The organism is Paenibacillus pinistramenti (assembly GCF_005869875.1).
In the GTDB taxonomy this organism is placed as follows: domain Bacteria; phylum Bacillota; class Bacilli; order Paenibacillales; family Paenibacillaceae; genus Fontibacillus; species Fontibacillus pinistramenti.
Map to the genome: position 1 here is coordinate 81,915 of NZ_VAWG01000005.1, position 24,989 is coordinate 106,903.

The 24,989-nt window shown below is 56.0% G+C and carries 18 protein-coding genes; 17 read left to right on the forward strand and 1 reads right to left on the reverse strand.

The annotated features are described in order from the left end of the window. The first annotated feature begins 6 nt into the window (after positions 1-6). The 14 genes from FCN15_RS08665 to FCN15_RS08730 all read left to right on the forward strand — a co-directional run bounded on the left by FCN15_RS08665 (position 7) and on the right by FCN15_RS08730 (position 19,015). Complete coding sequence (locus FCN15_RS08665; protein ID WP_138494615.1) at positions 7-1,116, forward strand: glycosyltransferase; 1,110 nt, start codon at positions 7-9, stop codon at positions 1,114-1,116. Continuing rightward, a complete protein-coding gene (locus FCN15_RS08670; RefSeq protein ID WP_138494616.1) occupies positions 1,113-2,453 on the forward strand; it encodes a UDP-glucose dehydrogenase family protein in 1,341 nt (446 codons plus the stop codon). Before FCN15_RS08665 ends, FCN15_RS08670 begins: the two co-directional genes overlap by 4 nt. Positions 2,454-2,466: 13 nt before the next feature. Further along, the gene (locus FCN15_RS08675) at positions 2,467-3,843 is read left to right on the forward strand and encodes a sugar phosphate nucleotidyltransferase (RefSeq protein WP_138494617.1); all 1,377 of its coding nucleotides are present in this window, start codon (positions 2,467-2,469) and stop codon (positions 3,841-3,843) included. Positions 3,844-4,023: 180 nt separating this feature from the next. Further along, entirely contained in the window at positions 4,024-5,529 is a 1,506-nt protein-coding gene (locus tag FCN15_RS08680; protein ID WP_138494618.1) for a glycosyl hydrolase, read from the forward strand. Positions 5,530-5,624: 95 nt separating this feature from the next. Beyond that, on the forward strand, positions 5,625-8,255 hold the full coding sequence (locus tag FCN15_RS08685; RefSeq protein ID WP_138494619.1) for a discoidin domain-containing protein: 2,631 nt from the start codon (positions 5,625-5,627) through the stop codon (positions 8,253-8,255). A 441-nt stretch (positions 8,256-8,696) separates the two neighbouring features. Beyond that, on the forward strand, positions 8,697-9,878 hold the full coding sequence (locus tag FCN15_RS08690; RefSeq protein WP_138494620.1) for a YecA family protein: 1,182 nt from the start codon (positions 8,697-8,699) through the stop codon (positions 9,876-9,878). A 191-nt stretch (positions 9,879-10,069) separates the two neighbouring features. Beyond that, positions 10,070-11,041, forward strand: coding sequence for an aldo/keto reductase (locus FCN15_RS08695; protein WP_138494621.1), 972 nt, complete (start codon positions 10,070-10,072; stop codon positions 11,039-11,041). Between the two features lie 154 nt (positions 11,042-11,195). After that, the gene (locus tag FCN15_RS08700) at positions 11,196-11,966 is read left to right on the forward strand and encodes a protein-glutamine gamma-glutamyltransferase (RefSeq protein WP_138494622.1); all 771 of its coding nucleotides are present in this window, start codon (positions 11,196-11,198) and stop codon (positions 11,964-11,966) included. A gap of 192 nt (positions 11,967-12,158) precedes the next feature. Further along, positions 12,159-13,373: a threonine synthase gene (locus tag FCN15_RS08705; RefSeq protein WP_138494623.1), complete on the forward strand. Its 1,215-nt coding sequence runs from the start codon at positions 12,159-12,161 to the stop codon at positions 13,371-13,373. Positions 13,374-13,433: 60 nt separating this feature from the next. Further along, entirely contained in the window at positions 13,434-13,910 is a 477-nt protein-coding gene (locus FCN15_RS08710) for a GNAT family N-acetyltransferase (RefSeq protein ID WP_238996583.1), read from the forward strand. A 205-nt stretch (positions 13,911-14,115) separates the two neighbouring features. Next, positions 14,116-14,547 (forward strand): chemotaxis protein CheW, encoded by a 432-nt coding sequence (locus FCN15_RS08715; protein ID WP_138494624.1) that lies wholly within the window; start codon positions 14,116-14,118, stop codon positions 14,545-14,547. Between the two features lie 6 nt (positions 14,548-14,553). Beyond that, on the forward strand, positions 14,554-16,557 hold the full coding sequence (locus FCN15_RS08720) for a chemotaxis protein CheA (RefSeq protein ID WP_138494625.1): 2,004 nt from the start codon (positions 14,554-14,556) through the stop codon (positions 16,555-16,557). 56 nt (positions 16,558-16,613) lie between these two features. After that, positions 16,614-18,206 (forward strand): methyl-accepting chemotaxis protein, encoded by a 1,593-nt coding sequence (locus tag FCN15_RS08725; protein WP_138494626.1) that lies wholly within the window; start codon positions 16,614-16,616, stop codon positions 18,204-18,206. A gap of 110 nt (positions 18,207-18,316) precedes the next feature. Continuing rightward, positions 18,317-19,015, forward strand: coding sequence for a DsbA family oxidoreductase (locus FCN15_RS08730; RefSeq protein WP_138494627.1), 699 nt, complete (start codon positions 18,317-18,319; stop codon positions 19,013-19,015). 127 nt (positions 19,016-19,142) lie between these two features. On the opposite strand, the gene FCN15_RS08735 is transcribed toward FCN15_RS08730, so the two are convergent. Continuing rightward, a complete protein-coding gene (locus FCN15_RS08735) occupies positions 19,143-20,759 on the reverse strand; it encodes a PucR family transcriptional regulator (RefSeq protein WP_138494628.1) in 1,617 nt (538 codons plus the stop codon). 267 nt (positions 20,760-21,026) lie between these two features. On the opposite strand from FCN15_RS08735, the gene ggt reads away from it, so the two are divergent. From ggt to FCN15_RS08750, 3 genes are all read left to right on the forward strand, one after another. Then, positions 21,027-22,586 carry a gamma-glutamyltransferase gene (gene ggt, locus FCN15_RS08740; RefSeq protein WP_138494726.1) on the forward strand — a complete coding sequence of 520 codons (1,560 nt, stop codon included), beginning with the start codon at positions 21,027-21,029 and terminating at the stop codon, positions 22,584-22,586. A 248-nt stretch (positions 22,587-22,834) separates the two neighbouring features. Continuing rightward, positions 22,835-24,103 carry an amidase gene (locus FCN15_RS08745; protein WP_138494629.1) on the forward strand — a complete coding sequence of 423 codons (1,269 nt, stop codon included), beginning with the start codon at positions 22,835-22,837 and terminating at the stop codon, positions 24,101-24,103. Between the two features lie 11 nt (positions 24,104-24,114). Continuing rightward, positions 24,115-24,972, forward strand: coding sequence for a fumarylacetoacetate hydrolase family protein (locus tag FCN15_RS08750; RefSeq protein WP_338044368.1), 858 nt, complete (start codon positions 24,115-24,117; stop codon positions 24,970-24,972). Positions 24,973-24,989: the final 17 nt, after the last annotated feature.

A 24,989-nucleotide genomic window follows, 5' to 3' on the forward strand; every position in this document is an offset into this window, starting at 1 on the left:
ATTGGGATGAAAATCGCTATTGCGCACGATTATCTGATACAGATGGGCGGGGCCGAACGGGTAGTGGAGGTGCTCCACGATATGTACCCCGATGCTCCGATCTTCACAACCGTCTCTCATGGAAACCGGCTGCCGGAATCCTTGAAGAATGCCGACATCCGGACCACCTGGCTGCAGAATTTCCCTGGCGTGAAGACGAATTTTAAGAAGATGCTGCCGCTCTACCCGCTGGCGATCCGGGATTTCGACTTCCGGGGTTATGACATCGTCCTCAGCTCCAGCAGCGCTTTTGTTAAGAGCATCGAGGTTCCCAAAAACACGTTCCATCTCTGCTACTGTCATACTCCGATGCGGTTTGCCTGGGATTATGACACTTATATGGAACGCGAAAGCCAGCCTAGCATGCTGAAGAAGCTGCTCAAGGTTTATATCCGGCAGCTGAAATCATGGGATCAGCGGACCTCTTCCAATGTCAACCAGTTTGTGGCGAATTCCTCGGTCGTGCAGCGGAGAATCCAGAACTATTATCAGCGTGATGCCGAAGTGATTTTTCCGCCGATTAATACTTCCAGGTTCCGCAGCTCGTCCGAGGTCGAAGACTATTACCTTATCGTCTCCCGGCTGGTGTCCTACAAGCGGATTGATCTGGCAGTCGAAGCCTTCAATCAAAGCGGGCTGCCGCTGTACATCGTAGGCGACGGGCCGGACCGCAAACGGCTGGCGGAGATGGCGAAGCCGAACGTCAAGTTTCTTGGCAGGCTGGAGGACGGCCAGGTCAATGAGCTGATGTCGAAGTGCCGGGCGTTTATTTTTCCGGGGGAAGAGGATTTCGGCATTACACCGCTTGAGGCGAATGCGGCCGGACGTCCGGTCATTGCTTATCAGGCTGGCGGAGCTTTGGACACCATCGTTCCTTATGTGAACGGGGTATTCTTCCGGAACCAGAAGGTCGACGATCTGCTGGCCGCGGTAGGAGAGGTGGAGCGGCACGCCTGGAATGTGAGCCAGATTATGGGCCATGCGAAGAAATTCGATGAGGACACGTTCAAACAGCAGTTCAAGCAGTATGTGGAGCAGGCATATGTTAACTTTTTAAAGGGAGGAAGCGGATCATGAAGTTGGCAGTCATTGGAACCGGGTATGTAGGGCTTGTTTCGGGAGTTTGTTTTGCTTCGAAAGGGAACGAGGTCATTTGTGTGGACCAGGATCAGAGCAAAATTGAGAAGCTCAGCCGTTTGCAGTCCCCCATTTACGAGCCGGGCATTGAACAGCTGATGGAACAGAACGTCCGCGAAGGACGCCTCTCCTTCACCTCCGATATCCAGGATGCGGTGCGCCGCTCCGATCTGATTATTCTGGCTGTGGGCACTCCATCGCTGCCGAACGGCGAAGCGAATCTGCAGTATATTGAACAGGCTGCTGCCGATATCGGAATGGCTATGGACGGATACAAAATTATTATGACCAAGAGCACCGTGCCGGTCGGCACCAACGAAAAAATCTTCAAAGTCATCGCTTCCCGCACCCCGTATGCCTTTGACATCGCCTCCGTTCCTGAATTCCTGCGCGAAGGCACGGCGATTCAGGATACGCTGAACCCGGACCGGGTCGTGATCGGGCTCGACAACCGGGAGCTGGAGGAGACGCTGACTGCGCTGCACAAGCCTTTTACCGATCAAATCTTTGTCACCGACATCCGCAGCGCGGAAATGATCAAGTACGCTTCCAACGCGTTTCTGGCGACCAAAATTTCGTTTATCAATGAAATTGCCAATATTTGCGAGAAGGTCGGCGCGGATGTGACGGAAGTAGCCAAGGGGATGGGAAGCGATCAGCGCATCGGTTCCTCGTTTCTGCGGGCCGGCATCGGGTACGGCGGGTCCTGCTTCCCGAAAGACACCAAGGCGCTTATCCAGATCGCGGGAAATGTCGATTATGAGTTCAAGCTGCTCAAATCTGTCGTTGAAGTCAATACGGGCCAGCGATACAATGTGATAGCGAAGCTGAAGGAGTCGCTTGAAACGCTCAAGGGAGCCCAGATCGGGATCTGGGGCTTGTCGTTCAAGCCGGATACAGACGATATCCGGGACGCTCCTGCGCTTGAAATTGTTGAAACGCTCATCCGCGAGGGAGCGCATGTGAAGCTGTATGATCCGATTGCAATGGACAATTTCAGACAGCAGTTTGACCATCCGGGCCTGCACTGGTGCAGCTCGGCGGAAGAGGCGGCAGGAGGCTGCGACGCTGTATGCCTGCTCACGGACTGGAATGAATTCAAGACAATGAACCTCCATAAACTGGCCGGCCTCATGAGGCAGCCGGTACTGATCGACGGCCGGAACGTCTACGGCCGGGAGCAGATTGAAGATACAGGGATTGAATATATATCTGTCGGCAGACCGCAAATGGGCGCTTATTCGGAATATCCCCGCAAAATTGCGGAGGTTCTGTAAAGGGGTGGGAGCAATGAAATTGGTACTTCTCTCGGGAGGTTCAGGCAAAAGATTATGGCCGCTTTCGAATGACTCGCGTTCCAAACAGTTTCTGAAGGTGCTTCAGGATCCTGAAGGACAGCCGGAATCGATGGTACAAAGAGTATGGCGGCAGCTGGGCCAGGCGGAGCTGGAAGATTCAGCTTATCTGGCAACCGGCCGCGCACAGGTGGAAATGATTCAAAGCCAGCTCGGCCAGGAAGTGCCGATCATTGTGGAGCCGGAGCGGCGCGATACCTTCCCGGCAATCGCTTTGACTGCGGCCTATCTCTACTCGGTAGAGGGCGTCTCACCGGACACGGCTGTGGCCATACTGCCGGTGGATCCTTACGTAGAGGATGCTTTCTTCGAAACGGTGGCCGGGCTTGAAGAGACGCTGGAGCGGAGCGGGGCGAATCTGGCGCTGATCGGCGTTGTGCCGAACCATGCTTCCGAGAAATACGGATACATTATTCCGGCAGCCTCAGAGGCGGGGCATGATCAAGGCTTTATGCCGGTCGGACGCTTCCAGGAGAAGCCGTCCGAAGAAGCGGCGGCGGCGCTCATTCAGGAAGGCGCGCTCTGGAACTGCGGGGTATTCGCCTTCCGGCTTGGCTATCTGCTGAATATTTTGCTGGATAAAGGGCTGCCCGTCCAATATGAAGAGCTGCAGAGACAATACAAGCTGATGGCCAAAATCAGCTTTGACTACGAAGTGGTCGAGAAGGAGCAGCAGATTGTCGTCGTTCCTTATGACGGCTACTGGAAAGACCTCGGCACCTGGAACACGCTGACGGAGGAAATGGCGAATCCGCAGCTTGGCAAGGGAATTGTGACTACCGATTCGGAGAGCACCTGCCTTATCAATGAGCTGGATATCCCGGTAGCGGTGGTAGGCGCCCCGGATTTGATCGTCGCGGCCAGCCCGGACGGCATTCTGGTAACCCGGAAGGAATCCTGCGCGCGTGTCAAGGAAGTGCTGAAGTCTTTCGAGCAGCGCCCGATGTACGAGGAGCGGCGCTGGGGGCATTACCGCGTGGTCGATTATATCCAGTACGATGACGGCAGCAAGGTGCTGACCAAACGGATCTTTATCCATTCCGGGCGGAATATCAGCTATCAGCTGCACAACAAACGCTGTGAGGTCTGGACGATCGTCTGCGGTCAGGGAAAGGTCATTCTGAACGAGAAAATGCATGACGTGCGGGCTGGCGATGTTGTACGGATTCCGGAAGGAACGAAGCACAGCATTCTCGCGGTCACGGATATGGAATTTATCGAGGTACAGACGGGAAGCGAGCTGGTGGAGGAAGACAACGTGCGGATTTGCCTGGACTGGGATGATATCGTGCTGCATCAATTTATTTCCTGATCCAGGGTGAATGACTAGCAGAACAGCAGCTTGCAGCCATCCGCTCGTAATTGTCAACAAAAGTTCATTGAAGCCATTTTGGGCGATGTTTTTACTCAAAAATAGACAAATCTATCTAATACAATCCAAAAAAATTGTCGATACATACGGTATTCAGGTTCGAAAGGGGAAACCGCCATCATGAATTACCGTATGTTTCGTATCGTCCGACGTGTGTTAAGCATCGTCTTGCCTCTTTGTTTCGTCCTGGCCTCCGGTTCAGCCGCTCCGGCTTCCGCCGTGTCAGCCGCAAATCCGATTGACCCCGGGGCTACAGCGGAAGCCAAGCAGCTGCTGAATACGTTGTATACAGTCACCGGCAAGAATATCATTTCAGGACAGCATGATTATTTGGAAAGTCCTGATGAAATTAACAATAAGCTTAACCGGATCAGCACCCAATATGCGGCCCTCCACGGTTATGAGCTGGGGCCGATTATGGGGCAGACGGCCGCCCAGATTGCCGAGCAGCGCAAGAATGTCGTGAACAGCGCCATCAACTGGTACCGGGCCGGCGGCATCGTCACCATGACCTTCCACGAGGCGCTGCCCGGAACGGCTCCGGTCTGGAGCAACGTCCAGAAGTCCGTCTCGCAGGCGGATTTTGACAAATATGTAACGCCTGGCACCCCGCAGTATAACAGCCTCATTGCGGATCTGGACAGCGTTGCGGCTTCTCTAGAAACGCTCCGCGACGCCGGCGTGCCGGTCCTTTGGAGACCTTACCATGAAATGAACGGAGACTGGTTCTGGTGGGGGAAGAAGAGCAACTTCTCCGCGCTCTGGAACCTGATGTACGACAGATTCGTCAATGTGCACCACCTGGATAATCTGATCTGGGTATGGTGTCCGAATGCGCCGACGAGCAGCAATTATACGTACGGCGACTATTTTCCAGGACTCTCCAAAGTCGATGTGCTGGCGCTCGATATCTATAATAACGATTTCAGACAATCTTATTATGACAACCTGCTGAAGCTTGCCCAGGGCAAACCGATTGCAATCGGGGAGAACGGGGAGATGCCGAGTCCTTCACTCCTGTCCGCCTCACAGCAGAACTGGGCCTACTTCATGACCTGGGGAAGCATGCTGACGCAGAACAACTCGAATGATACCATTTACTCTTATATGAACAGCAGCTATTACCTGACAAGAGCCGAGTTCTCCCTGATCAGCAAAATCGCTGGCAGTCCGGTCACGGCGCCGCTCGTTAACGGCTTGTATGGGGAGTACTTCCCGAATTTGAATCTTTCCGGCGTACCGCTGACCCGAACTGACGCCAAGCTTGACTTTAACTGGCGCAGCGGTTCGCCGGGTATGTCTGTACCAAACGATAATTTTTCCGTCCGATGGACAGGACAAATCCAGCCGCGTTACAGCGAAACTTATACCTTTAGTACACTGTCCGACGACGGAATACGCGTTTGGGTTAACGGCACCCTCATTATTGACAGCTGGATCAAACAGAGCTGGACAGAACGCCGCGGAAGCATTGCGCTTACGGCCGGCCAGCTCTATGACATCAAGATTGAATATTATGAGGGTCAGGGCGACAGCATGGTCAAATTAATGTGGCAGAGCGCAAGCCAGACCAAAGAAACGGTTCCGGCTGAAGTCTTGTTCCAGCCGGGCGCGCTGCAAAATTAATTGCCTGAAGATGAGTCACTGCTTCGCTGTCGTCCTACATCATCATGCCGGGACCGGTTCAATATCGTCCGGCTGGCACAGCGGGGTGAAAGCAGATGGGACTAAGACGTATCGAGGCAATCAAATACTTGCTGTTTGTCGTTGAAATTATCGGAATCTTCGTCTTGTTGTCTCATGCGGGCCGAACCGGCGGTTCGGAATTAGCCGCGGCAAGCGCTCAGAGCAGCAATCAGACGATCTGGAAGCTTGGAACCGAGGACGGAAAGTCCTCGGAGTTCGTTCCGGCTGCGGTCTCCAAGGCCTCCGCCTCAATTGAAGCAGCGGCAGGGAGCAGTACGGCCATAGCCGCAGCCAAAGTTCCCCAGGGCCTGAACGGGGAGAGCAATCCTGAATTCACATTAAATTACAATCTGAAGCAGATCCCGGAGAACGGGGTCTTGTTTCGGATAAAGGTGCTGGATGCCTACAAATCGGTTCCTCAGATGGCGGTCTTCTCCAATCATCAGCTGTCCGGAATCATTCAGGTTGCAGGCTCCTCCGGCACGGACAGCGAGTATTCCTACAATAAATCCTATGAGGTGTATATCCCGAAGGAGCAGCTTCAAACCGGCAGCAATCAGCTGAAGCTGCAGCTTGTCCGCTGTCTGTACTGCTCAGCCGCAGAGGATCCGTATCTGTGGCTCAAGTGGGATGATCTCAGCCTTGAAGCGCTGGCCGCGCCGGCTGCCGAGCCGATAAACGGCCGGTATGTGCTTACGGGAACCAATGTGAACAACTATGAATTTTACTACGACGAAGGGGCCGTCCGGCATCTTCCTTACGTGCTCAAATGGCTGGGGCTTGCTTACAGCGGCAACGTAATGAGGGTAACTTGCGCGAGCAACGTCGGGGATGCCTGCTCCAATGTGCAGGATTATTACCAGGTGCTCAAAGATTACAATACGCAGGCCTCGGCCCTGTATTTGTATACGGGCGACATCAAGCTGAAGGCAGACGGTTCACTGCCGGATGAAGCAAAGCAGAAGCTTGCAGATTATTTCAACCGCTACGGAGGCTACTTCCAATATTATGAGGTCGATAACGAGCCCGGATTGTTTAACCGTTCCAAAGCGGTGGATCTGGCTGTAGCGGACTGGCTGAACAAGGAAGGGAAAAAGATTTCGCCCGGGCTGAAGACCGTCGCTCCAGGCTGGGCTTACTGGCCGGCCTATTCGGTGAAGTCCTGCCAGAACCAGACGGGAGACAGCCGGACCTGCGGCACCCCGGACGGCTGGGAGCGCGATCCGCAGCAGCGCCTGGAGCTGGAGCGCGTGACGGACTTGACCAACGGCCACGCTTATGGCAGTTCCTACGCCGATCCGGAAGGCGGAAGCCTGGCCGAGAATCTGCAGACTTTTAAAGGCGCCTCGGATTCTTTCAGCAAACCGATGCTGGTTACGGAATTCGGCACCTCGGACAGTCATACCGATTCGCCGGCATACGGGGCTTCGGACCCGCAGTCTGCCGCATTCGACCGGATTATGCGGGCTCACATCGGCTTTGCCGATATGTTTATCCAGCATGCGGCCTTCTTCAAGGATTTCTCGCTGTTCGAGAACGGATTTGATCTGACCCGGCACAACCCGGCGGAGACCAAGCAATCCGAGTTCAAGACTGGCGGAGACTCCCGGGTTGACATCATGCGCCGGCTTACGCTTGCTTACGCCACGCACGGCAAACCGCTTTCTTATGAAGTGGTGAACAAAGAGGAGACGGCGGATAAGCTGGTATATGTAAGGGCCGTTGATACTTCGGCGCTGGACCCGCTTCCCGTCTCGGGAGCGACCTCCAGCAAGCTGCTGATCAACTTTGTCAACTTCGAGAACACCACGCAGACGATTCAGGTGAAAGTTACAATGCCGGAGAATACCGTATACGAAGGAGAGCGTTTTGGTGCAGGGGAAACCTATCAGCAGGCGCGGACCTATATAACGGGATTGAAGGCGGCTCCTGAACTGACATTTACTGAAACGCTGGGTCCGGGGGAGGCTGTGCAGTATATTCTGCAGCCTTCCTCTTCCATAAAGGCGGAACCGCCTGCTTGGGTGAACGCTGCTGAAGACCAGGAGAACGGGATCCGGGTGGATTGGCTGGAGTCGGAGGGCGCAGCCTCTTATGAGGTGCTCCGTGCTGAGGGAACGGCCGGGACATGGACCGTGATCGCAAGTCAGCTTAAAGAGACGGAATACATGGATCTTAAGGTTGTAAAGGGAAAAACCTACCGTTACGCCGTTCGCGTAACCGGGTCCACCGCCCAGTCTGCCGAGGTGAAAGCGGTTTATACCGGAACAGCCGAGCTGGACCGGTCAACCTTTAAGGTCAGCTCTAATATCGATCCGGCCAAAACCAATCCGGGAGCGGCTCTGGACGGCAATCCCCGCACAAGATGGGATACGGCCGCCAACCAGACCCCGGGCTCCTATTATCAGATTGAGCTGGAGCAGGTTCAACTGGTGGGGAGAATTTTGCTGGATTATACCCGTTCGCCGTACGATTATCCGCGGAACTATAAGGTGGAGGTCTCAACGGACGGGCGGCAGTGGCATCAGGTAGCAGAAGGACAGGGGAAGATGGAGAGGACGGAGATTGCCTTTACTCCGTCTGAAGCGAAGCTGATCCGGATTACGCAGACCGGCAAAGGGGGGAACTACTGGTCCATCCATGAGCTGCATGTGTATTCCGGATAGCGGCTGCAGGCTGAACAGGTCCACATGGAAAAAAATCGAGCGGGAAGGGCGATGAGGCCCATTCCCGCTTCTTTTTTTTGACCAAAAATTAAAGGACGTAATGAATGAATGCCCAGATCAGCAGCACCCAGATTGGTATGGAAATGATGAGGCTCCAGAAAAACCCTTTCGAGAAAGACGAATTGTTGTTCTCTTCCATCTCTTACGCTCCAATACTCAAGATTGTTATCCAATATTTACCTGTAAATCTGTATGTATAGCTTGCCATAGATATAACTTACCATAGAGATAGGCTTTTTTGCCATTCCAAATCCGCGAGGCTTGACAAGTTAGACGGCGCGATATAAATTGAGGGTCATATATGATATATTTGAAGATAGTACATCCGGCCAGGGGTACTTTCTGCGATATGGGGAAATTTGAGAAAATGAGGTTTTTTCAATGTTAACTGACATCCAATCTCTTTCTGAACAACTTACCAAAGAGTACGTGATCAAAGGGACAGTCGTAACCGGTCTGACCGGCCTGTTATCCATACTGAATAAAACCCGGCTTTCGGCTTTGGCATCCGCATATGAAGTGGCAGGCCGTTCCAAAATGAAGAAGGAGCAGCTGGTGGAGGCCCTTGCCGCACAGATGACCGATCCTGCTTACGTCCGTTCCGTCCTGCTGCTGGCAGAAGAGCCGGAGTGGAAGCTGTTTGAGCGTCTGCTGAAGAAGCCGGTTCTGGAGGACAAGGGGGTTGGCTTTGGAGAATGCGGTTTTCTGCTTGAGTTTGGCCTTGTATTTGCGATTCAAGAAGATCAGAAGCCGTTCCTGATTCTGCCGGATGAAGTGAAGGCTGCTTATGGAAAATTAAACAAAGCAGATTTCCGCAAGCAGCAGGCCCGGCTGTGGCTGATTCATGACTATGCGGCAGCTTTATCCAACCTTTACGGCGCATATAAAGCGGATACACTAATCAAGGTGTTTAATGCCCAGAATGAAGAAGCCCCGCTTACTGAAGAAGAGCTGTCCACGGCGCTTGATCATCTTCTGCTGCGGGAGCAGATGTTTACCGTACATGGCGAATACATCGTCAATCTGGCGCTCGAGCCGGAGGAGTCGGAAGAGGATCTGAACGGACTGCTGGAGCTTCGGGGCAGCAAGCCTTTTTATGTGCCGGAGCGGTCAGAGCTGTTAAAATATAAAGATGACCTTTATTTCGAAATGACGCCTGAGCTTGTTAAGCTCCGGGATCATGTAATGAAGGAATACCAGCTGGAGAAGGCTGCGGCCGATGCGTTTGTTGATGACGTGCAGCTGGACTGCGCGGTCGAATCGTCATTTGGTGAAATCCTCGAAGGATTGGAGAAATTCGGCATTCAGCCCGGCAGCAAGGAACAGCTTGCGGAATTGACCGGGTTGGTTCAAGACGTCTACAACCATACGAGAATGTGGTCGAACGGCGGCCATACACCGGCCGAGCTCAGCAGACGCCAGAAGCCTGGCGTGATCAAGGCGGCTCATACGACCCACTATTTTCCAAAGAAGAAGCAGCAGGTCACCGTCACGAAGGTCGGACGGAACGACCCATGCCCTTGCGGCAGCGGGCAGAAGTACAAGAAATGCTGCGGTAAATAAGATACAGAGAAATAAGCTACAGAGAAAAAGATTCAGCGAAATAAGATCCAGCGAAAGAACGGCTCCCTGTGCTGCAGCGGGGCCTTTTTTTGCGTCCGGATTCTCAGCAATCTAGTAGTTTGTATCCGCTTTCCTGAGGGGTATATAATAGACGGGGTAAGGAAAAAAAGCTCTGAGGAGGCTGGAGAAACATGCATTACAGAACGCTTGGCAGAACGGGACTGAGTATATCGGAAATCGGCTATGGAGCCTGGGGCATCGGCAAGTCAGGCTGGCTGGGCGCGGAGGATCAGGAATCTCTGAAAGCTCTTCACCGCTCCATTGATCTGGGATTAAACTTTATTGATACCGCGCTTGGGTACGGTGACGGTCATAGTGAACGTCTGGTTGGACAAGTCGTCCGCGAACGTTCGGAGACAATCTATGTGGCTTCCAAAATTCCGCCTAGCAACGGCCAGTGGCCGGCCCGCGCAGGCGTGCCTTCCTCTGAAGCCTTTACGGCGGAGCATGTAATCTCCTGCACGGAGCGGAGCCTGCGCAATCTCGGTCTGGATACGCTGGATGTTCAGCAGTTTCACGTCTGGTCCGACGAGTGGGTCGGGCAGGGAGACTGGCTGGAGGGTGTCCAGAAGCTGAAGGAGCAGGGGAAGATCCGCTATTTCGGCGTGTCCATTAACGACCATCAACCCTCGAACGCCATCAAATTGATTGAGTCGGGTGTCGTGGATACGGTACAGGTCATTTACAATATCTTTGATCAAAGTCCGGAGGATGAGCTTCTGCCGGCGTGCGAGAAGCATAACATCGGCGTCATTGTCCGCGTTGCGCTGGATGAAGGCGGGCTGACAGGGACCTTTACGCCGGAGACAACCTTCCCGGAGGGAGACTTCCGCGGCCGGTATTTTAACGGAGAACGGAAGCAGGAGGTCGTCAGCCGGGTGAAGCAGATTACGGAAGATCTGAACATTACAAACGCTGAAATGGCGGAAACGGCGCTCCGGTATGTGCTCAGCCATCCGGCGGTTTCCACGGTCATTCCGGGGATGCGGTCCGTCCGGAACGTGGAGCGGAATATGGCGGTGGGCGACGGCAAAGGGCTGCCGGAGGAGCAGGTGTCGAAGCTGAAGAAACACCGCTGGGTGCGTAATTTTTACTTGTCATAATGGATTGGAGCGGGCGGGGCGGGGATGCGACATCCTGCTCCGCTTTTTTTTTCTTAGCTACAGGGTCAAACGGTGTTCCCGGCAGGGCTAATACACACCAAATCAGCTCCCCTCACGTACAATAACCTATCTTTTACTGAAGGGGAGGCCCCATATGATTGTACTTCTCTCGGGCAGCGCCAATACGGATCTGACGGGTTTATCGCCTTGGGAACAAAACGTGCTGAATATGAAGCAGGGCAGCGCGGTCACCTACACCTACAGCACACCGGAGGCTTTACGATTTGAACTGCATGCAAGAACGGCTATTGTCGAGGCGGCCAAGGGCTTGTACCGGAGCGGTGCTTCGTTTGCCGAATTTAAGAACAGCAGATGCAGCCCGCTCTACTGGTCAAGAACACGTCTTGGCGGGTTCCAATTGCAGCCCGGCGTGCTGCCGTCGGATGCGGTTGAGGATATTTTCCGGAATGGACGGCTCTATGCCTTTGAATGCGCCGCTGCCATTGTTCTGGTTATGTATAAAGCCATATTAGATGTTGTAGGCAGGCCGGTGTTTAATACGTACTTTCAGGATTTGGTTCTCTTTACCTGGTATCTGGATAACGATCTGAGGTTTAAGAGGGTGCAGCTGCCGGATGTGTATCCCGGGGACTCGCTTTATTTTAACAATCCTGACTTTGTTCCGTTCAGACCGGGCTGGCGCGGGGAAAATACCATTCTGCTGGAGCCTGACCTGTTCTTTGCGCATGGACCGGGCATCCTGTCATCCGGGGCGATTCTGGCTCTGCTAAACTCCAAACGGATCCCGGGGAGCACGACGCCGGCTCATATTTTGAATGATGCGCTCTGCCTTGACTTCGAGCATATCCGCCGGCTCAAAGAAGGAACGGCCCGGATCGGCCGCAGAAAATTTATTTCCGGCTGAAGGTTTTGTCAGGGCTGAAAGCTTGGTTTTTGTCTGAAAGCTATATTTCCGGCCGAAAGCTGTAAAGTTGACAGCCCATACCGCTCATGTTAAATTCATTCCAGAAATAGGCGGAAAATGCGGCAATACCGCATCTTATTAGGACGAAATCAGACAACTTTATATCTATAGCAGAGAGAAGGAAATACAGCGATGCGATTTAGTTATATCAGTCACCTGCACTGCCCGAAATGCGGTGAGGAATACCCGGCGGACCGGATTCAGCAGCTGTGCGGCTGCGGTTCTCCCCTGCTGGTCGATTATGATCTGAAAGAGCTGAAGAAGCAGTGGATGCCGGCCGATCTGGCTGGCCGCTCCAATGATCTATGGAGATATCACGAGCTGCTGCCTGTAACGGATGAGGGGAATGTTGTGACTCTTGGTGAAGGCATGACTCCGCTGCTGAAGCTCGAGCAGGCAGGCAGGGATATGGACATTCCGAATCTGCTGATGAAGGACGAAGGCGTTATTCCTACCGGAAGCTTTAAAGCCCGGGGAGCGGCTGTCGGGGTGTCCAAGGCCAAAGAGCTGGGCGTGAAGGAGCTGGCCATGCCGACGAACGGGAACGCAGGTGCAGCTTGGTCGCTTTATGCGGCCAGAGCAGGCATCAAAGCGTCCATCGTCATGCCGGTGGAAGCGCCGCTGATTACCCGGGGCGAGGTTGCCGTATCGGGGGCGAACCTGAATCTGGTTAACGGTCTGATCAGCGACGCCGGCCAAATCGTCGGACAAGCGGTGAAGGAGCACGGGCTGTACGATGCGTCCACGCTTAAGGAGCCTTACCGCATTGAAGGCAAGAAGACAATGGGAATTGAAATCGCCGAGCAGATGCACTGGAAGGTGCCGGATGTGATCCTGTATCCGGCAGGCGGCGGTGTAGGCCTGATCGGGATTCATAAGGCGCTGAAGGAGCTCGCCGAGCTGGGCTGGATCAAGAACAAACTCCCGCGCCTCGTGGCTGTACAGGCAGCCGGCTGCGCACCGATCGTGAAAGCCTGGGAAGAAGGCAAAGCCGAATCCGAATTCTGGGAGAACTCGGAGACCGCGGCCTTCGGCATCAATGTGCCTAAGGCGTTAGGCGACTTCCTGGTGCTGTCTGCGATTGCCGAGACAAACGGCTGCGCGGTGGCAGTCAGCGACAGCGAGCTGCTGGAGGAGCAGGCGCGGGTTGCCCGCCTGGAAGGGGCGTTTGTCTGCCCGGAAGGCGCAGCGGCCTTTGCAGCTGCACGCAAGCTCAGACAAACCGGCTGGATCAAGGACGGGGAGGCCGTGCTGGTTCTGAATACCGGCAGCGGCATCAAATATCCGGAGACGGTCCAGACGGCGGCTCCTGTGCTGGAGCCGGGAGATTCCCTGCTTCGTCCATAAAGGCAGCGGACAAGCTTTCTTTTATCCATGCCGGATTGACGAAACAGGGAGGCGGACAGAATGAACATGGTGACAGAACCGGAGAATATCCGGCTGGAGGTCATAGCCTGGGGCTCCGCTGATTATGAGGAGGCCGTCAGGCTCCGTGACCGGGTGCTCAGACAGCCGCTGGGCATGAGCATCTATAACGATGACCTGCAGGCTGAGCGGCAGGACATCCATCTGCTGGCCAGAGCCGGAGGCCGCGCGGCCGGCGTGCTGCTGCTGCGCAGAATCGGCAGAGATACGCTGCAGATGAAGCAGGTGGCTGTTGACGAGGCCATGCAGGGCCGGGGCATCGGCAGGAGGCTGGTCGGATTCGCCGAGCAGACTGCCCTGAAAGAGAGTGCGCGGAAGCTGATGCTTCATGCGCGGATGACGGCGGTACCCTTTTACGAGAAGCTGGGCTATGTCAAGACGGGCGAGCCTTACACGGAGGTCGGCATTCCGCACTGGACGATGTTTAAGGAGCTTCCGGGGGAAGCAAATGAACATTAGATAAACGAACGGATAAACGAATATCGGCGTTGAGGAGCTGCTGCCGGCAGCTTCTTTTTTTCTGTCTGATAATTCTTGAGAGATACAGCTCGATACAGCGCGCAAAAAAATTGCGTGACCGCGCAAACTTTTTGCGGATACAGGACCGTCAAACCCCTTTAAGATAGAGATAGAAATCCTAAACGGGTCAGGAAAGGTGAAAGTTATGCAGGCCGACATAAACGAGCAGTATGTGGAATTCGGGGTGGATGACGAGCAGTACGCTATCCGCATTCAGGAGATCCACGAAATTATCAAGATGCAGGAAATTACCCAGCTTCCGAATGTGAAGGCTTATGTGAAGGGCGTAATCAATTTGCGGGGAAAAATCATCCCGGTGCTCAGCCTGCGCAGCTTCTTCGGGCTGGAGGATCAGCCGCATACGAAGTCAAGCCGCATTATCGTTGTTCACCACACCGAGGATACGGTAGGCATAATGGTGGACCGGGTCAGCAAGGTAACTACTTTCTCGGATATTCAGCCCCCTCCGGAACGGGTAGGCGGGGTTGAGGGGAATTTTTTTGTAGGCATTGGGATTTCGCAGGGAGGACTCGTCGGCATTCTTAAATTGGATGAAGTTCTTCTGCGCGAGGAGTGACAACGCATGCTGACAGAATATAAGGACGTCTTTCTGGAGGAGCTGGAGGAGCAGCTTCAGGTGATGGACGATTGCATCCTGGAGCTTGAACGTGAAGGAGGACGGGCGGAAATTGTGCAGAACCTCTTCCGGGCGGCACATACGCTCAAAGGTTCTTCAGCGGCCATGGGCTTCGAAGAAATGAAACGGCTTACTCACCAGATGGAGCATCTGCTGGACCAGGTGAGAAGCGGCGCCAAAGAGGTCACAACGGCCATGGCGGATCTGCTCTTCAAAGCGCTGGACACGCTCAAGCTGATGAAGAGCGATATCGAACAGCAGGACCATTGCACGGTCAGCATCGGAGTCATTTTGCAGGAGCTTGAAGCTTTTGCCGTGGAGAAGCCTGAATTAGAACCTTCCCTGCAAAAGAAGGCCGAAGACGCCCTTGACCAGGGACTATCGGTATACTGGCTCAGCATCAGCCTTGCTCCGGACTGTGTTATTCAAGGGGCTCGTGCCTATGTAATCCGCACGTTCCTGGAGGAATGGGGAGAGGTGATGGAGATGTCTCCGGACCCGGACGAGCTCGGCGATGAGCTTGTGAAGGATCTGCGGCTGTCCATTCTATATGCAGGCAGTCAGGAACAGCAGGAGCTGCAGGCGGCTCTGGAGGGACTGGTCGATGTTGCGGCCGCAGCTGTCAAGCCGTATCAGCCGGAGGAATCCGGGAAGAACCGGGCCAGGGAGGACCTGCCGGAAGAGCCGCACAGCCAGCTGCTGGAGCCCGCGGGGACTGCGGAAGAGCTGAAGCGCGAAGAACCGCCCTCAGCGGACAAAGCCAAGACGGCGACAGTCCGCGTCAGCGTGGAACGGCTGGATCATCTGATGAATCTGGTAGGTGAGCTGGTCATTGACCAGACAAGGATTCACCAGATTGAACGCAGGCAAAGAGCCCTCCTCCGGGATGAATCGGTTGGCGATCTGGGCCATGTGTCCGATCATCTTACCCGGATTATCAGCGAGCTGCAGGACAGCGTCATGAAGGCGAGAATGCTGCCGATCGAGCAGCTGTTCAACCGCTTCCCCCGGATGATCCGCGATTTGTCGAGGCACCTGGGCAAGGAAGTGGACCTGGTCATGGAAGGGAAGGATACGGAGCTTGACCGGACGCTCATTGAGGAGATCGCCGATCCGCTGATTCATCTGCTCCGGAACGCGGTCGATCACGGGCTGGAGGAGCCGGAGCGCAGAGCCCGGGCGGGGAAGCCGGAGCAGGGAACACTGACGATCCGGGCGGCCCATGAGGATAACCAGGTGGTCATCTGCGTAGAAGACGATGGAGCCGGGATCGATCCGGAACAGGTCAAAGCTTCAGCACTGCGGAAAGGCATCATCCAGCCCGAAGAGGCTGCAGCGATGACCGACAAGGAGGCAGTTGAGCTGATCTTCCGGCCGGGCTTCAGCACGGCGCAGGCGGTGAGCGACATCTCCGGGCGCGGAGTCGGAATGGACATTGTCCGCAGCCATATTGAGAAGCTGAACGGGCTTATTGATATCCGGACCCGGCTCGGGGAAGGGACTATTTTTAAGATCAGACTGCCCCTGACACTTGCTATCATAACCGGGCTTATGGTCAAGACCTCCGGACAGACGCTGATTGTTCCCATGAGCAATATCGTCGAGATTGTAAGGGTCACTGGCAAGGATGTAGAGAATGTAAGGGGCCGGCCGGTGCTGGTATTCCGGGAACAGGTGCTGCCGGTTGTAGGGATTACGAATCTTTCGGTCCAGACCCTCCAGCAATCGGGCCGGCCTGTTCCGGTCCTTATAGTCGGCTATGCTGAGAAGCGCTTGGCACTAGCCGTAGATGAGCTGATCGGCAATCAGGAAATTGTGGTGAAATCTCTCGGCTCATACGTAGGCAAGGTAGAGGGAATTGCGGGAGCTACCATTTTGGGAGACGGCAGGGTGGCGCTGATTCTTGAGATTGCGGCCCTGTTTAACCAGGCGGGCGGCTTCCGGTATTAACGCTTTCGGGGAATGTCAGAGCAGGATTACAACAAGGAAAGCAGGAGTGAGTGAACATGAAATGGTTCTTGAATTTGAAAACATCGGTGAAGCTGATAACCGCCTTTGTGTGCATGGCGATGATTTCAACCGCAATTGGATTAATAGGGCTTAACAATCTGCGGACCATGAACACTAATATGAGCAATCTGTACGACAACAACCTGATGCCGATCGCCCAGCTCTCCGCGGCGCAGTCCATCTATCAGGAGATCCAGGTGAACGTCCGGGATATGAGCATCATCGCTTCGACCATGCAGGAGAATTCCGACTATGAAAATAGAATCAAGGAGCTGGAAACGCAGCTGCTTGATAATGTGAACAGCTATGAGCAGACCCAATTAACGCCGCCTGAAGTCGAGCTGCTGAAAGGCTTCCAGCCGGCATGGGACACGTATAACGAGTCCTTGGGCAAAGCGCTGCAATTAAATAAAGCCAACAATATTGACGATTTTATTGTTCTCCTGAAAGGGGAATTGAAGGGCCGCGGGGATGCTTTGAACAAAGTGCTTGATGATCTGGTGACCCTGAATACCGATATCGCGCAGAAGACGATTGAACAAGGGGATCAGGCTTATGCTTCATCAAGAAACCTCACCATCGGCATCGTGACAGGGGCCTTCCTGATCAGCATCCTGTTTGGTTACATGATCGCCCAGGTCATTGCCCGGCCGCTGAACCGTACAGTCCGCCTTGTCGGCCAAGTGGCGGAAGGGGATTTGCGAGAAACGCTTGATATTGAAACGAAGGATGAAATCGGTAAGCTGGCCGGTTCCATTAACCATATGATTCAGCGGCTCGGCGGAACGGTCACAAGCATTCAAGGCTCGGCCGAAAGCGTGGCAGCCGCATCGCAGCAAATTTCGGCGAGCACGGAGGAAATCGCCAGCGGAAGCACCAGCCAGGCCGAATCGGCCCAAACGATGGCCGAGCTGTTCCGGGAGCTGACCGACGCGATCAACTCGGTAGCGATCAGTGCCGAACAGGCAGCCGAATTATCCTCGAGCACGATGAACATCGCCCAGGAAGGCGGGAAGGTTGTGCAGACCTCGATCAACAGCATGCAGCTGGTCAGCGATCAAATGTCGCGCCTTGAGAATGACTCCAATCAGATCGGAGAAATTATCGAGGTAATTGACGATATTGCCGAGCAGACCAACCTTCTTGCCCTGAATGCAGCAATCGAGGCGGCACGCGCCGGTGATCAGGGCAGAGGCTTTGCCGTAGTTGCTGATGAAGTCCGCAAGCTGGCCGAGCGGAGCGGCGAGGCCACCAAGCAGATTACGTCGATTATCAAAGGCATGCAGGAAAATACGAGACACAGCGTCAAAGCCGTAGCGGAAGGGGTCTCCTTCTCGCAGAAGACCGGGGAAGCCTTCGGCAGCATTCTTCAGATGGTGGATCAGACAGCCAGCAAGGTGACTGAAATCGCCGCAGCCAGCGAAGAGCAGGCGGCACAATCGTCCGAAGTGCTTTCGTCGATCGAAGTGATCTCCTCAACGACCGAGGAGGCCGCCGCAAGCAGCGAAGAAACCGCGGCAACAGCGCAGTCCCTGGCCAAGCTGGCGGTTGAGCTGAAGCAGGCGGTGTCTATTTTTCAAACCCGGTAGCTTTCAAACCCGATAGCAGCGGCGGCAGGCCCAGGCAGCGCATTCGGCTGTCAACACCGTTTAATTCTATGGTAGGATGGAAGTCATAGGATAAAAGGGGGCTTCTCAGAATGAAGATTGAGATTTGGTCGGATTATATGTGTCCGTTCTGTTATATCGGCAAACGCAGGCTTGAAGCGGCGATTCAGCGCTTTGGACATGCGGGGCAGATTGAGCTTCAGTTCCGCAGCTTTGAATTAAATCCGCAGGCGGCGCTAAACAGCGGGAAGACGATCGCGGAGGAACTAGCGGCGAAATTCGGCGTCAGCGTCCAGCAGGCAAAGGGCATGAATGACCAGATGACCGCTAACGCACGTACCGCAGGTTTGGAATACAAGATGGATACGATGGTGCCGACGAACTCCTTCGACGCGCTGCGTCTGACGCATTGGGCTGCTTCCAAGGGGAAAATGCTTGAGATGAGCGAGCGCCTCTTCCGCGCCGTGTTCTCCGAATCGGGACATATCGGCGACCGCACGGTGCTGGCGGGTCTTGCTGCCGAGATCGGTCTGCCGCGTGAAGAAGCAGCGGCTGTGCTCGAAAGCAGCGCATATGGCGCTGAGGTCCGGGCGGATGAGGAAGAGGCCGGCCGATTGGGCATTACGGGCGTGCCGTTCTTCGTCTTTGACCGCAAATTCGCGGTGTCCGGCGCGCAGCCTGAAGAAGTGTTTATCCAGGCACTGCAGAAGGCCTGGGAGGAGAGCCAGCCGTTCACGGTGCTGGGCGGCAGCTCCGGCGGCGCGTGCACGGACGACGGGTGCAGCCTTTAACAGCCTGTAACAAGATTTGAAAAAGCTTAACCGAAAGGCCGGTTCCGGGCAGTTGTCCGAAACCGGCCTTTTCTCTTTTTCCCGCAGGAGGACCTGTGTGCCGGGTGTCCTAAGGAGCGCCGCCGGTCTAAATCCGGCCTTCTCGGCTCAGGAACTCCTGAAACAGGAACGCGAGCTTCAGCTTCAGCAAATGCTCGTAATTGCGCAGATCCATCTGCAGCAGCTCGCTGATCTTGTCGAGGCGGTAAGCGACGGTGTTGCGGTGGACAAACAGGTCCTTAGCCGCTTCGGCCGTCTGCCCGTTATGCTGGAGATAGAGGCGGAGCGTGCTCAGCATTTCACCTGCGGTGTCCGGCGGCTTCTCCAGAATGGGCGCAAGCAGGCGGGTGCAGAACTGAGTCATTTTGGCGGAGGAGACGCTGCTGAACAAATCGGCGAATTCGAGCGTCCGGTAATCGACCACGAGCTGGTTTATGTCCAGGCTGCGGGCGGTTTCTGCAGCGCTCAGGCATTCCTCATAGGCTTCGGCCAGCTGATCGGGCGTTTGTTTCAGGCTGCTGACGAAGAAGCGGAGAGGCCTGCCTGCGCCGGGTTCCTGGTCACTGCCGGCAAATAACTGGTAAAGCAGCTTCACCAGGCGCTCCTCATCGGCTGCTGAGCCGCACGAAATAATGGAGAGCAGGGCCGGCCCCATCTCGATATGCAGGAGAGCCATCTGCTTCAGCTGCGGGTGGTACAGGAACTCCTGGCGCACCGCCCGGAGCGCGAGCGGATCTCCCGCCGGCCTCTGCTCCGTCCCGGAGGCTGTAGTCCACAGGCAGCGGAAAGGCTTCTGGATAAACGGATTCTCCAGCGTACAGGCACATTCCAGAACCGCGTCAATCGAAATGGTCCGGTTCAGATAAGACTGCACCACCAGCGGCAATTCGCTCTGCTCCCGCTCCTGCCGGTGCTGCTCCAGCTCCTCCAGATGGCAGGCAATCATCTCTGCAGCCTGGACATAGAGCCCCTCCTCTTCCTTAAGGGGATGAAGCTCCGGCGACTTAGGCTGGATCACGGCGAAGCCGCCCTGGGCCAGGGACTGGCTCTGCTGCCGGACGGGCAGCGGATAATAAGACAGCATGCTTTCCCTGCGGCGTTTGTTAGAGGAAGAAGAGCTCCAGGGCCCTGCTTCCAGCAGCTGCTCGTCACTTATGGACAGGCTGGAGAACAGCACACGTTTGCCAGTCAGTACGACGGCCATGGAGCAGTTCAGAATGGAGGCCAGCTCCCCGAAAAAATCCTCCCGTCTCCTGCCAAGGGCAAAGCGGATCAACGCCTGCTGCTTCTCCATCACTTGCTTGAGCCGCAGGGTCGTTCTGGACATTTCCGCGCGGAACAAGCCGTTCATTTGGTCGGAGAAGGTGAAGGGATAGGGAAGCTCTATAATGGGAAAACCGATCCGGTCGGCCTCTTTGAGGATCGAGGGAGGGACCTCTGTCCAAAATCTGCCGAGCTTGATGCCGAGGGCGGCGGCGCCTTTGCGGGCTAATTTTCCAATCAGCATCTCCGCTTCCCCAGGGTTGTCTTTCAGCAGATAGGCGGTGGTAAACAGCACCTCCCCTTCGTGCACCCAATCGGCGATATCGGGGGCGTCCATGACATTAACGGATTTTACGATTCGCCGGAGGCCGGCTTTGCCTGCGATTAACGTTCCCTCCGACAGCGGGTATACGGAGAGTGCATCTTCAACGGTCATGTACATGGGGAGTCCACCTTTCCATCAAGAAGGTCAACGAGCGTGGTAAATTAATTGTTTATTATACCGCTGCAGAGGGGTAACGGCCAGCCCAATGGCAGGTATTCTCACATAAAGTTCCGAAATATTTCGAAAACCGTTGTGGATTCATCTTCCCCGTGTTATTTTATTTAGCAAAAAATTGGATGAAGCACCTTTCAGCCGGCTGTTTCAGCCCGTCCAATTAGCGAGGGAGTGAGGGATTTGCTGCAATCTGCTTCAGGCAGCGAAGTGATGGTGGTCAGTCCGCATGCGCTTGCCACATCGGCCGGAGCCCGGATTCTGGCCAGGGGCGGGAATGCGTATGATGCGGCTGTAGCCATCAGCGCCTGCCTGGCTGTCGTGTATCCGCATATGACCGGAATCGGGGGCGATTCCTTCTGGCTGCTGTACAACCGGTCCGAGCAGTCGCTCCGCGGCTACAATGGAAGCGGCCGTTCGGGCTGCGGCGCGAGCAGGGAGCGGTTCGCCGCCATGGGAATGACCGCAGTTCCAACCCGCGGCCCGCTAAGTGCCGTAACCGTTCCGGGCATGGTGGACAGCTGGGCCGAAATTCTCGGCACCTACGGGACAATGGCGCTGCCGGAGGTGCTGGAGCCGGCGATCGGCTATGCGGTAAGCGGCTTTCCGCTGTCCCGGGACCAGCAGCTGCAGACCGCCGCGAGGCTGGAGCTGCTGCGCAGCATGCCGGGAACAGTCGGCATTTATGCGCCCGGCGGGCTGAAGGCTCCCGCGGCCGGCAGCCGGTTTGTGCAGCGCGAGCTGGGGCGGAGCCTGCAGAAGCTGGCGGCCGGCGGGCGCGATGCTTTTTATAAGGGGGAAATAGGCGCAGCCATTGTCCAAGCGCTGGCAGCGGAAGGCGGCATCCTGACGGCTGACGACTTCGCCGATCATCACGGCGACTGGGTCTTGCCGGTCACCGGCTCCTACCGGGGCACGAAGCTTGCCCAGATGCCGCCGAACTCGCAGGGCTTTGCCGGGATTATGGCTGCGCATATCGTGGAGAATTTCGACCTGGAGCGCATTGGCCACGGCACTTACGAATATTACCACCTGCTGGTTGAGGCGCTGAAGCTGTCCTTCCGCGACCGGAACCGGGTTCTGACCGATCCGGCTTTCTCGCCTGTTGATGTTGGGACTCTGACGGATAAAGCCTACTGCGCGAAGCTGGCCGGGGAGATTGACATGAGCCGGGCAGCCGGAATGGACAGCGCGCCGCTCGGGAGCGACACGGCATACGCGGCAGTTACCGACGGCGAAGGCAATGCGGTATCGTTCATTCAGAGCCTGTATTTTGAATTTGGATCAGGGTTTACGGCTGGGGATACAGGGATTCTGCTGCAGAACCGGGGCTCGTTCTTCTCGCTGGACCCTGCCCATGTGAACCGGCTTGAGCCGCGCAAGCGGACCTTCCATACGCTGATGCCTGCGATGGCGCTGCGCGAGGACCGGCCGTTTCTGCTGTACGGCACGCAGGGCGGCGAAGGTCAGCCCCAGACACAGACCGCGCTGCTGACGCGGATCATGGATTTCGGAATGGACCCGCAGGAGGCCATCAGCGCGCCGCGCTGGCTGTGGGGCAGAACCTGGGGCGAAGAGACCCGGGAGCTGAAGCTGGAGAGCCGGATTCCGGCCGGGGTAGCGGATCAGCTTGCCGCCGCAGGACATGTCGTGAAGCGTGTGAGTGCTTACGACGGCGCAGCCGGCCATGCCGGAGCCATCCTGATCCGTGAAGACGGCACACGCTTCGGCGGGAGCGACCCGCGCAGCGACGGTGCGGCGATCGGCTGGTAAAAAAGGGTTTCCCCAAAAGGGTACGGACCAGGCTTCACAGCTGCCCGTCCCTTTTGGGGATTTTTTTGATTCCATCATGTTAAGTTGATTCACATTCGCTTCAGGTGGATTTGTTAAAAATACAAATTTTAGTTGCTGTTTTGTACATAAAACCAAAAAGTTCTCGATATATTGTTGTGATTCCCTTGAATATGTTATAAAAAGTCACACATAATTTTGTTTTTCCGCTTCAGTTAGGGGGAACTCAAATGAAGGAAGACCGCTGGAACGCATATATAAACGAAGAGGCAGGCCTGGAGCCTGTAAGGCCGGGGATGCTGGACGGACTCACGTTTGCGGTCAAGGATGTGTTCGCCCTGAAAGGCCGCCGCAGCGCAGCAGGCAATCCTGACTGGCTGAGAACGCATGAGCCCGCCCAGTCTACGGCCCCTGTGATTCATTCGCTGCTATCCGCAGGCGCAAGGATGAAAGGAATCACCCATACGGATGAACTGATGTACAGCCTCAGCGGGGAAAATCATCACTACGGCACTCCTGTCAATCCGAAGGCGCCGGGCCGCATTCCGGGCGGCTCCTCGAGCGGCTCGGCAGCGGCAGTCGCTGCGGGGCTGAACGATTTTGCCGTTGGAACCGACACGGGCGGCTCCGTGCGGGTGCCTTCCTCCTACTGCGGCATCTACGGCTTCCGGCCCACGCACGGAACCCTATCCGCTGAAGGAGTGATTCCGCTCGCTGCCAGCTTTGATACGGCGGGCTGGATGGCCCGGGAGCCCGGAGTGCTGCGTCAAGTCGGCTCAGCGATCGGGGCGCCGCAGGATAATTTGGAGCAGCCATTCCGCCGGCTGCTTCTCGCCTCGGACGCCTGGGAGCTGCTTGACGACCCGGACCGGGAAGCCCTGCTCGGCTTAATCCCGGCGGTTGAGCAGTCAGCGGGCGCCGGCAGTTGGATTCGGCTGGCCGGTGGGGGCGGCGGTTTCGCCAGAGAGGGCAGCGGGTTAGCCGATGGCGTCGGCGGACTGGCCGGGTGGGCGCAGATATTCCGCACGGTGCAGGGCTTTGAAATCTGGGAGGAGCATGGGGCATGGATCACCGCACATAAGCCGGCTTTTGGACCGGGGATTGCGGAGCGTTTTGCCTGGACAGCAACTCTCAGCGCAGGGCAGGCCAAGGAGGCACGGGAAGCAAGAGAATGGATAAAAGCCGGGGTGGAGCAGCTTCTCGGAAGGGACGGAATATTGCTCATTCCGACGGTGCCGGGCGGAGCACCGCTCAAGGGCAGCACCGGTGCAGAGGCGGAGGCGGTACGCGCAAAGGTGATGCAGCTGTCCTGCATTGCCGGGCTGGCCGGATGTCCGCAGGTGACGATTCCGGCGGCTGCCGGACCACAGGGACTCCCGCTGGGATTATCGGTCATCGCAGGCCCGCATCAGGACGGCCGGCTGCTGAAATGGCTGGAGAAGCAGCTGGCGCCGCTGCTGCCCCTGCCGGATGAGGACACACAAACGGGCAAGGGGTGAGGATGATGAGAATGGCTTCTATTATGCACAGGGGAGCGGAAGAGGCTGCGATTATTGAAGGCAGCCGGATTGTGCCGGTGTCCGTCATCAATGAAGCCGAAGGAACCGCCTGGCCGGCCGATCTGTCCGGCATTATAACAGGCGGGCACCTTGAGGCAATTCGCAGCTGGTATGAGGCGAAGCGGGGCAGCGGGTCCGCTTCCTCCCTCTGGATGGGGCCGGCCTCGCCGCTCCGCTTTGCTCCGCCCTACCGCCAGCCGCGCAAAATTTGGGGCGTCGGAGCCAACTATGCGGAGAAGGCGGATGAGATGGCTCTTGCTGCCAATGAAGAGCCGGTCTGCTTCATGAAGCCCGATACGAGCCTGATCGGACCGGGCGAGCCGATTGTGCTTCCGCGGGGCGCCGGCCGGGTCACGGCAGAAGCGGAGCTCGCAATCATCATCGGTGCAGCGTGCAAAAATGTCGAACCCGCTGACGCGATGTCTTACGTAGGGGCATTCACCGGCAGCCTGGATATGACGGCGAAAGACATTCATGCCAGAAATCCGCGTTATCTGAGCCGGGCGAAGAGCTTCGATACCTTTTTCAGCTTTGGCCCTGAGCTGGTTACTCCGGATGAAATCGACTGCCTGCAGGAGCTGACGGTGGAGACGGTGCTGAACGGGCGTACCGTTTATGGCAGCCATGTCGCCAACATGATTTTTTCACCGGCTTATATTGTCTCTTTCTTCTCCAGGATCATGACCCTGCTGCCCGGCGACATTCTGATGACAGGGACTCCGGGATCGGTGGAGATCACCGGGGGGGACAGGGTCGAATGCCGGATCTGCGGCTTTGCGCCGCTTAGCAACCCGGTCCGGAGCGAATGATGGAACCGGGGGAAAAT

Excerpts from the sequence above, each read along its gene's own strand:
- FCN15_RS08665 (WP_138494615.1), top strand. The coding sequence starts at position 7 with ATGAAAATCGCTATTGCGCACGATTATCTGATACAGATGGGCGGGGCC.
- FCN15_RS08670 (WP_138494616.1), top strand. The coding sequence starts at position 1,113 with ATGAAGTTGGCAGTCATTGGAACCGGGTATGTAGGGCTTGTTTCGGGA.
- FCN15_RS08675 (WP_138494617.1), top strand. The coding sequence starts at position 2,467 with ATGAAATTGGTACTTCTCTCGGGAGGTTCAGGCAAAAGATTATGGCCG.
- FCN15_RS08680 (WP_138494618.1), top strand. The coding sequence starts at position 4,024 with ATGAATTACCGTATGTTTCGTATCGTCCGACGTGTGTTAAGCATCGTC.
- FCN15_RS08685 (WP_138494619.1), top strand. The coding sequence starts at position 5,625 with ATGGGACTAAGACGTATCGAGGCAATCAAATACTTGCTGTTTGTCGTT.
- FCN15_RS08690 (WP_138494620.1), top strand. The coding sequence starts at position 8,697 with ATGTTAACTGACATCCAATCTCTTTCTGAACAACTTACCAAAGAGTAC.
- FCN15_RS08695 (WP_138494621.1), top strand. The coding sequence starts at position 10,070 with ATGCATTACAGAACGCTTGGCAGAACGGGACTGAGTATATCGGAAATC.
- FCN15_RS08700 (WP_138494622.1), top strand. The coding sequence starts at position 11,196 with ATGATTGTACTTCTCTCGGGCAGCGCCAATACGGATCTGACGGGTTTA.
- FCN15_RS08705 (WP_138494623.1), top strand. The coding sequence starts at position 12,159 with ATGCGATTTAGTTATATCAGTCACCTGCACTGCCCGAAATGCGGTGAG.
- FCN15_RS08710 (WP_238996583.1), top strand. The coding sequence starts at position 13,434 with ATGAACATGGTGACAGAACCGGAGAATATCCGGCTGGAGGTCATAGCC.
- FCN15_RS08715 (WP_138494624.1), top strand. The coding sequence starts at position 14,116 with ATGCAGGCCGACATAAACGAGCAGTATGTGGAATTCGGGGTGGATGAC.
- FCN15_RS08720 (WP_138494625.1), top strand. The coding sequence starts at position 14,554 with ATGCTGACAGAATATAAGGACGTCTTTCTGGAGGAGCTGGAGGAGCAG.
- FCN15_RS08725 (WP_138494626.1), top strand. The coding sequence starts at position 16,614 with ATGAAATGGTTCTTGAATTTGAAAACATCGGTGAAGCTGATAACCGCC.
- FCN15_RS08730 (WP_138494627.1), top strand. The coding sequence starts at position 18,317 with ATGAAGATTGAGATTTGGTCGGATTATATGTGTCCGTTCTGTTATATC.
- FCN15_RS08735 (WP_138494628.1), bottom strand. The coding sequence starts at position 20,759 with ATGTACATGACCGTTGAAGATGCACTCTCCGTATACCCGCTGTCGGAG.
- ggt (WP_138494726.1), top strand. The coding sequence starts at position 21,027 with ATGGTGGTCAGTCCGCATGCGCTTGCCACATCGGCCGGAGCCCGGATT.
- FCN15_RS08745 (WP_138494629.1), top strand. The coding sequence starts at position 22,835 with ATGAAGGAAGACCGCTGGAACGCATATATAAACGAAGAGGCAGGCCTG.
- FCN15_RS08750 (WP_338044368.1), top strand. The coding sequence starts at position 24,115 with ATGGCTTCTATTATGCACAGGGGAGCGGAAGAGGCTGCGATTATTGAA.